The sequence below is a fragment of the Phenylobacterium sp. genome (assembly GCF_037968635.1).
Lineage (GTDB): Bacteria > Pseudomonadota > Alphaproteobacteria > Caulobacterales > Caulobacteraceae > Phenylobacterium.
The window spans coordinates 1-6,538 of the sequence record NZ_JBBKVV010000070.1; the positions used below are offsets into that span (position 1 = coordinate 1).

At 67.3% G+C, this 6,538-nt stretch carries 7 protein-coding genes; 4 read left to right on the top strand and 3 right to left on the bottom strand.

What is annotated here, in order from left to right:
• Positions 1-153 precede the first annotated feature (153 nt).
• Positions 154-690 (bottom strand): porin family protein, encoded by a 537-nt coding sequence (locus tag AAC997_RS08280; RefSeq protein WP_340645225.1) that lies wholly within the window; start codon positions 688-690, stop codon positions 154-156.
• 331 nt (positions 691-1,021) lie between these two features.
• On the opposite strand from AAC997_RS08280, the gene AAC997_RS08285 reads away from it, so the two are divergent.
• Entirely contained in the window at positions 1,022-2,143 is a 1,122-nt protein-coding gene (locus AAC997_RS08285) for a beta-ketoacyl-ACP synthase III (protein ID WP_340645226.1), read from the top strand.
• Here the strand turns inward: AAC997_RS08285 and AAC997_RS08290 are convergent.
• Both AAC997_RS08290 and AAC997_RS08295 read right to left on the bottom strand, forming a co-directional pair.
• Positions 2,130-3,227 (bottom strand): 2OG-Fe(II) oxygenase, encoded by a 1,098-nt coding sequence (locus AAC997_RS08290; RefSeq protein WP_340645227.1) that lies wholly within the window; start codon positions 3,225-3,227, stop codon positions 2,130-2,132. The two genes, AAC997_RS08285 and AAC997_RS08290, sit on opposite strands and share 14 nt — an antisense overlap.
• A gap of 65 nt (positions 3,228-3,292) precedes the next feature.
• Positions 3,293-4,486: a M48 family metallopeptidase gene (locus AAC997_RS08295; RefSeq protein ID WP_340645228.1), complete on the bottom strand. Its 1,194-nt coding sequence runs from the start codon at positions 4,484-4,486 to the stop codon at positions 3,293-3,295.
• Positions 4,487-4,633: 147 nt separating this feature from the next.
• Here AAC997_RS08295 and AAC997_RS08300 point away from each other — a divergent pair, with 147 nt between their 5' ends.
• The 3 genes from AAC997_RS08300 to AAC997_RS08310 all read left to right on the top strand — a co-directional run.
• Positions 4,634-5,281, top strand: a complete 648-nt coding sequence (locus tag AAC997_RS08300) for a hypothetical protein (RefSeq protein WP_340645229.1) — start codon at positions 4,634-4,636, stop codon at positions 5,279-5,281.
• A 43-nt stretch (positions 5,282-5,324) separates the two neighbouring features.
• Positions 5,325-6,086: a PIG-L family deacetylase gene (locus AAC997_RS08305; RefSeq protein ID WP_340645230.1), complete on the top strand. Its 762-nt coding sequence runs from the start codon at positions 5,325-5,327 to the stop codon at positions 6,084-6,086.
• 81 nt (positions 6,087-6,167) lie between these two features.
• Positions 6,168-6,538: YceI family protein (locus AAC997_RS08310; protein WP_340645231.1), on the top strand; the 371-nt coding region annotated here is incomplete at its 3' end.

Consider the following 6,538-nt stretch of genomic DNA (forward strand, 5'->3'; position numbering starts at 1 on the left):
CCCCCTCGATGGGGGAAGGGCCGGGGATGGGGGTGTGTGCAGGGCGCTGAAAGCTTGGCGCGGGAGGCGCGAACGCCGACCTTGAGCTTCGCCAGACGCCCTGCCCTCACCCCCATCCAACCCTCCCCCATCGAGGAGGAGGGCTTTCGTGGATTAGAACTTGCGGGTGTAGGCGACGGCCCAGACGTCGGCGTCGTCGCTGGAATCCTTGAAGTCGTGACGCGTGTAGTCGACGCGCACGCCGTTCTTCTCGTCGAAGAAGTACTGGCCGCCGACGCCGTAGTTCCAGCTGTCGCCATCGGCGGAGGCGGTGGCGCCGGCGCCCGAGGCTTCGATTTCCGAGTGGCCGTAGCCGACGCGGGCCAGCAGGTCGAACTGCGGGTTCACGGGCAGGAAGCCGACCGCATAGACGGCGACTTGCGACTTGATCTTGAAGTCGACGGAGATGGCGGGCGTGACGTTGATGCTGTCTTCCTTCACGCCGCCGGCGACTTCACCCTCGATGGCCACGTACTGGCCGAAACGGGCGCCGAGACGGCCCTGGATGGCGCCCAGGTTCAAGTCGTCGATGTTCGCGTTGGCATAGCCGAGCGAGCCGTAGACGGTGGTGGGCGAGAAGGTCTGAGCCGAGGCGATGGCCGGGGCGGCGAGAACGGCGGCGGTGGCCGCGAGTGCGATGAGAGACTTCATTTTTTGATACTCCAACTCTGGGTTTCATTGCCCAGTGAGGCGCAGATGGCATGCACCGACGCCGAAACAAGCCTAAATCTTGAGCAAATCCGTTAGCTCACAAAGCTTCCCGGCCAGCTGTGGCCAACTCGCCACAGACTTGAATTGACAGGAATCACACCTATCGCCGAGCCGAAGCGGCCAACCTAGGGGTGATGAAGCTTGGCCAATTCAGAAGCTTAGCCATCGAGCGCGTCGGTCGATCGCCACGCCCTATCGGCCTGGGCGCCTTCCCCTGCTATCAGTGTCGCCTGACGCCCCAGTAAGCGGGCCCTGTATCGGGAGGCGACCCTTGGAATCAGCCGTGATCGCGGCCACCGGCCTCTATACGCCGCCCCAGAGCGTCTCGAACGCCGAGCTGGTGGAGGCCTTCAACACCTATGTGGCCAACTTCAACACCGAGCACGCCAAGGCGATCGAGGCCGGTGATGTCGAGGCGCTGACCCCCTCCTCCGTCGAGTTCATCGAGAAGGCCTCGGGGATCAAGTCGCGCTTCGTGGTGGACAAGGCCGGCGTCATCGACCCGGCGGTCATGACCCCCTCCATTCCCGAACGCGCCAATGACGAGCTGTCGGTGATGGCCGAGATCGGCGTGGCCGCGGCCCGCGACGCCATCGCCCGCTGGGGCAAGGACGCCAGCCAGATCGACGCGGTGATCTGCGCGGCCTCGAACATGCAGCGCGCCTATCCGGCCATGGCCATCGAGATTCAGCAGGCCCTGGGGATCGAGGGCTTCGGCTTCGACATGAACGTCGCCTGTTCGTCGGCCACCTTCGGGATCAAGACGGCGGCCGACTACATCGCCACCGGCTCAGCCCGCGCGGTGCTGGTGGTCAATCCGGAGATCACCTCGGGCCACCTGAACTTCCGCGACCGCGACAGCCACTTCATCTTCGGCGACGTGGCCACCGCCGTGATCGTCGAGCGGGCGGACCTGGCCAAGCCCGGCCAGGGCTGGGAGATCCTCGGAACCCGGCTGAAGACCCAGTTCTCCAACAACATCCGCAACAACTTCGGCTTCCTGAACCGCGGGGCCCCCGAGGGCATCGGGGCGGCGGACAAGCTGTTCGTCCAGGAGGGCCGCAAGGTGTTCCGCGAGGTGGTGCCGATGGTGGCCGAGATGATCGTGGCCCATGCCGGCGACCTGGGGGTCGATGCGACCGGCTTGAAGCGCCTGTGGCTGCATCAGGCGAACATCAACATGAACGTCATGATCGGCAAGAAGGTGCTCGGCCGCGACCCCGAGCCCGGCGAGAACGTCATCATCCTCGACACCTACGCCAACACCTCGTCGGCGGGCTCGATCATCGCCTTCCACAGCGCCAACGAGGATTTCCAGGCGGGCGACACAGGCCTGATCTGCTCCTTCGGCGCGGGTTATTCCGCCGGCACGGTGTTCGTCAGGAAGCGGTAGGCCGCAGCGCCTTGGTCCGGAACCACTTGGAGATCACCCACTTCTCGCCGGAGGTGGTGGGAGAGCCTTCGTGCAGGGTGCGGGGATCCATCGCGCCGTCGTCGGTGACGCTGTCGAAGATCAGCGCGCCGCCGGGCGCGGGCCGGAAGCCCGCCTCCAGGCGCGGGAACAGGGTCTCTCCGCCCTCGTAGCCGTCATTGAGATAGACCAGCAGGGTGCGAACCCGCTGGCCCATGACGGCCAGTTGATGGGCGTTCTCCGGAGTGTCGGGAATGTAGTCCATGTGCGGGCGGTAACGCTCACCCGGCGCGTAGTGCAGGACCCCCAGCCCCTCGGCGTTCTCCGGCGGCATGCCCGCCGCCTGGGCGACCCGCAGGTTCACCAGCTCCAGGATAACGTCGGAATCCACCAGGCCGAAGTGCATGACGCGGTTGGATCGTTCGCTGCGCGCCTGTTCGGTCCCGTCATCGGTCAGCACCAGGCTGCGGCCCAGGGCCGGCTCGGCGAGCGCCATGACGTAGGCGCAGATCTCGGGGGGCAGCAGGTCGGGGATCGACAGGACGCGGGGGCTCTCACTCTCCACCACGCGGCTGACGGGGGCGGCGAAGGCTGAGAGGTCGGCGGCGCGGGCCACGGCGTCCCAGTCGGTGGGCCCGGCGATGGCGGGCCGGTCGCCCAGCGCCACCAGGGCCGGCTCGAAGCCGGTTTCGACCGCCGCGGACAAGGCGGCGTGGGCCAGCTTCCTGTCCCCACAGAGCACGCCGAGCTGACAGGCCGCGCGACCATCCCCCAACTGCGCCGCGCGGGCCAGCCAGAAAAGGGACCGGGCGATGTTACGCGGCGTGCCGATGGCGCCGGAATCAACGATGGCCGCCAGGTGCAGGCCGAAGGGATCGTTCGCCTGCGCCGCCTGGATGATGCGGCCGACGCCAAGCGCCGGCGCCTGGGGCGTGATGTGCCCCACCAATTGCCACAGCCCCAGGCGGGCGACGGCAGGCATCCAACCGCCGTGGGCGGCGCGAACCATCCAGTCGAGGGCGGCCTTGCCCTGACCCTGGTTGTCGAGGGCTTCGGCCAGCGCCATCTGCGCCTCGGTGTCGCCGGCCAGGGCCGCGCGGCTGGCTTCGTCGTAGGAAAGGATGCGCTGGGTCAGTAGATCGGCTCACTCTTAGGGGGATGGGCGGCTTTCCAGTCCATGGCCATGCGGACACGGCTGCCGACGGCGGGATGGTCATAGAACATCACCTCCTCCAGCCTGGACGGGGTGGCGGCGCGGTACTCGATGGTCTTGACCAGGGCCTTGGCCAGACCGTCCGGTTCGTTGAAGCGTTCCAGGGAGAACTTGTCGGCGTCGGTCTCGGCCAGGCGCGAGATGGACGAGGTGATCGGCGTGGCCAGCAGCCCCACCACCGCGATGATGATGTAGATCACCGGCAGACCTGCCGGATCAGCGATCCCGGTCACGTCCTTGGCGCCCACCAGACGGGCCACGGGGGCGAACAGCCGGTCGACGACGAAGAAGAGCCCCAGCGCCAGCAGACCAAAGGCCGAGGCCAGCCAGATGGCGTGCATGTGGACATAGTGGCCCATCTCGTGGCCCACGACGCCCTTCACCTCGGCAATATCGGCGCCCTGCTTGAACATGGTGTCGCTCATCGCCACCCGGGCGGTGCCGAACAGGCCCGAGACATTGGCCGTGTAGCGGTTGGACTGCTTGGAGCCGTTGTAGACATAGATCTTGTCGGAAGGGACGCCGTTGGCGTTGGCCATCGTCACCACCGTGTCGCGCACCGGCCCGGCGGGAGCGGGCGTGTAGGTGTTGAACAGCGGCTCGATGAACACCGGCGAGATCACCATGATGCCCATGAAGGCCACCGCCACCAGGCCGCCGCCCCAGGCCCACCAGGTCTTGGGCGCCCTGCGCATCAGGGCGTAGACGCCAGACGCCAAGAGCAGGGTCATGACCATCGAGATGACCATCATGGTCAGGGTCTCGCCCAGCCAGCCTCCGAAGGCCTGGTCGGTGAGGCCATAGGACTTCTGCCGCCACCAGTCGGCGTAGGCCGACCACGGCAGGGTCAGCAGGCCCTCGATCACGGCGTCCACCACGACCACCGCGGCGACCGCCAGCCAGGGGCGGCTCTTCTTGGATTCGATCCCGTTGCGGACCTTCACCAGGATGCCGGTCTTCAGCACGATCCAGGCGGTCAGAGCGGTGACCAGGGCGGCCCAGAGCAGCACCCAGTGGCCGCCCTGCGTATAGGCCGTGGCCTTGGCGTGAGCCTCTGGCGACAGGACCGCGAGATAGGCCTGCGTCGCCGCGGCCGGATCGAATTGGGCCATGCCCCTACCCTCCCGAATACGGGGTGGAAAAAGCCAGATAACCCCGGACTTGTCAGGTGAAATTTGTCTCACCTTGCGGCGTGCGAAGCCGATGGAACACCGATGGTCACCCAGGCAAGCTGACGGACGCGGACGAGTCGGGGACCGATGGAACAGCAACTCTGGCTGGTGGAGGGTCTCCCCGGCTCTGGAAAGACCACGACCGCGCGGCTGCTGGCCGAAGCGGCGAACGCCCAAGGCCGGCCCGCTCGCTGGTGGCTGGAGGAGGCCAGGGATCACCCGGTCCTGCCCTCCGCCCTGCGGAAGACCGCCGCCCAGTCAGGTTTCGTCGACGACGTTCTGCGAAGCTTCGAAGCCTTCCTGCGAAGAGAGAACGGCGTCCTCATCCTCGAAGGCGCGGCCTTTCAAAACACCGTCCGTTTCCTCTACGCCAATGATGCGCCGCGCGATCAGATCGCAACCCATGTCCGGGCCTGGTCTGGGATCGTAGCTCACGCCAAGCCGCGCTTCCTGCTGCTCGGTATCGATGACCCGCGCGCCCACTATATGGACTTCGTCGCCACCCGCCGGGGCGAGGCGTGGATGACAAAGCTGATCGCCTATGTGGAGCAGACGCCCCTGGCCCAGGCGCGCGGCTGGACCGGCATGAACGGCCTTGTGCTGTTCTGGACCGAATACCGTGACCTCTGCGGCGATCTCTTCGCGAGCCTCCCCTTTCCCAAGCTGCAGGTTGCGGCCACGCCCGCGTGGGCCGAGGGTCTGTCGGCGGAGGTCGGGAGCTTCTTCGGCATCTGACCCCGCCCTTTCCCTGGTCAGGCCGACGGGAGATAAAAGCGCCATGACCACGATCCTCGCCATCCACGCCCACCCCGACGACATCGAGACCCTGGGCGCCGGGACCCTGGCGGTATTGGCGGCCAAGGGACACGCGATCAGGATCGTCACGGTGACGGCCGGCGACTGCGGCTCCAACGACACCGAGCCCGCCCAGACCGCCGCCATCCGCAAGGCCGAGGCCGCCACCGCCGCCGCCCTGATCGGGGCCGACTATCGCTGCGGCGAGGTTCCCGATCTCTGCGTGTTCAACGACGATCCGTGTCGGCGGCGGGTGACGGAGATGATCCGCTGGGCGGCGCCCGACATCGTGCTGACCGCGTCGCCCGTCGACTATCACCCCGACCACGAGGCGGTCAGCGTGCTGGTCCGCGACGCCTGTTTCGCCGCCTCCGTGCCCAACTACCGGACCGGCGAGGCCAAGGTCCTGACCGGCATCCCGCACCTCTATTTCATGGACCCCATCGGCGGCCGCGACCGCGAGGGGGTGAAGGTGGTTCCCGACTTCGGCGTCGACGTGGCCGCGCACTTCGTCACCAAGCAGGCCATGCTGGCCGCCCACAAGAGCCAGGACAGCTGGGTCTCCAAACAGCACGACATCAGCGACCACCAGGCCTCGATGGAGGCCTGGACCCGGCGGCGGGGCCGGGACTTCGGCGTGCCCCTGGCCGAGGGCTTCCGCCAGTACCGCCATCATCCCTATCCACGCACCGCCCTGTTGCAGGAACTTTTGGGTGAAGCCCTGGTGGCTCCGCCCGTCGCCTGACAAAAAGATCGCGCCCGCTGTCGGGCGCGTCGCGTGGGGTTCGTCCTTGGGGCAGATCCACCGGAACAAGGGTGTTTGCCTATGACCAAGCTGATGAAGACGATGCTGGCCGCCGGCGCGGCCGTGGCCCTGTCACAGACCTTCGCGGGACCGGCTCTGGCGGCGGACGGCGCCTGCCCGCCCGGCGTGCCGGCGGGCATCTTCTGCGGCGAGCCCGACGCCGGTCTGGCCCCAGCCGGGACCTACAAGCTGGACGAACAGCATGCGTCCGTCATCGCCCGCGTGCCGCACATGGGCTATTCGATCAGCACCTTCCGCTTCGACAAGGTGGCCGGGACCCTGACCTGGGACCCGGCGTCGCCCGCAAAGTCGTCGGTGACCGCCACAGTGCAGACGGGTTTTGTCAGCACCAACGTCGCCGGCTTCGGCGCGGCGATCTCCGACAAATACCT

Bases quoted from the DNA above. Each gene is read 5' to 3' on its own strand.
- AAC997_RS08305 (WP_340645230.1), top strand. From the start codon at position 5,325: ATGACCACGATCCTCGCCATCCACGCCCACCCCGACGACATCGAGACC.
- AAC997_RS08290 (WP_340645227.1), bottom strand. From the start codon at position 3,227: ATGGCGCTGGCCGAAGCCCTCGACAACCAGGGTCAGGGCAAGGCCGCC.
- AAC997_RS08280 (WP_340645225.1), bottom strand. From the start codon at position 690: ATGAAGTCTCTCATCGCACTCGCGGCCACCGCCGCCGTTCTCGCCGCC.
- AAC997_RS08300 (WP_340645229.1), top strand. From the start codon at position 4,634: ATGGAACAGCAACTCTGGCTGGTGGAGGGTCTCCCCGGCTCTGGAAAG.
- AAC997_RS08295 (WP_340645228.1), bottom strand. From the start codon at position 4,486: ATGGCCCAATTCGATCCGGCCGCGGCGACGCAGGCCTATCTCGCGGTC.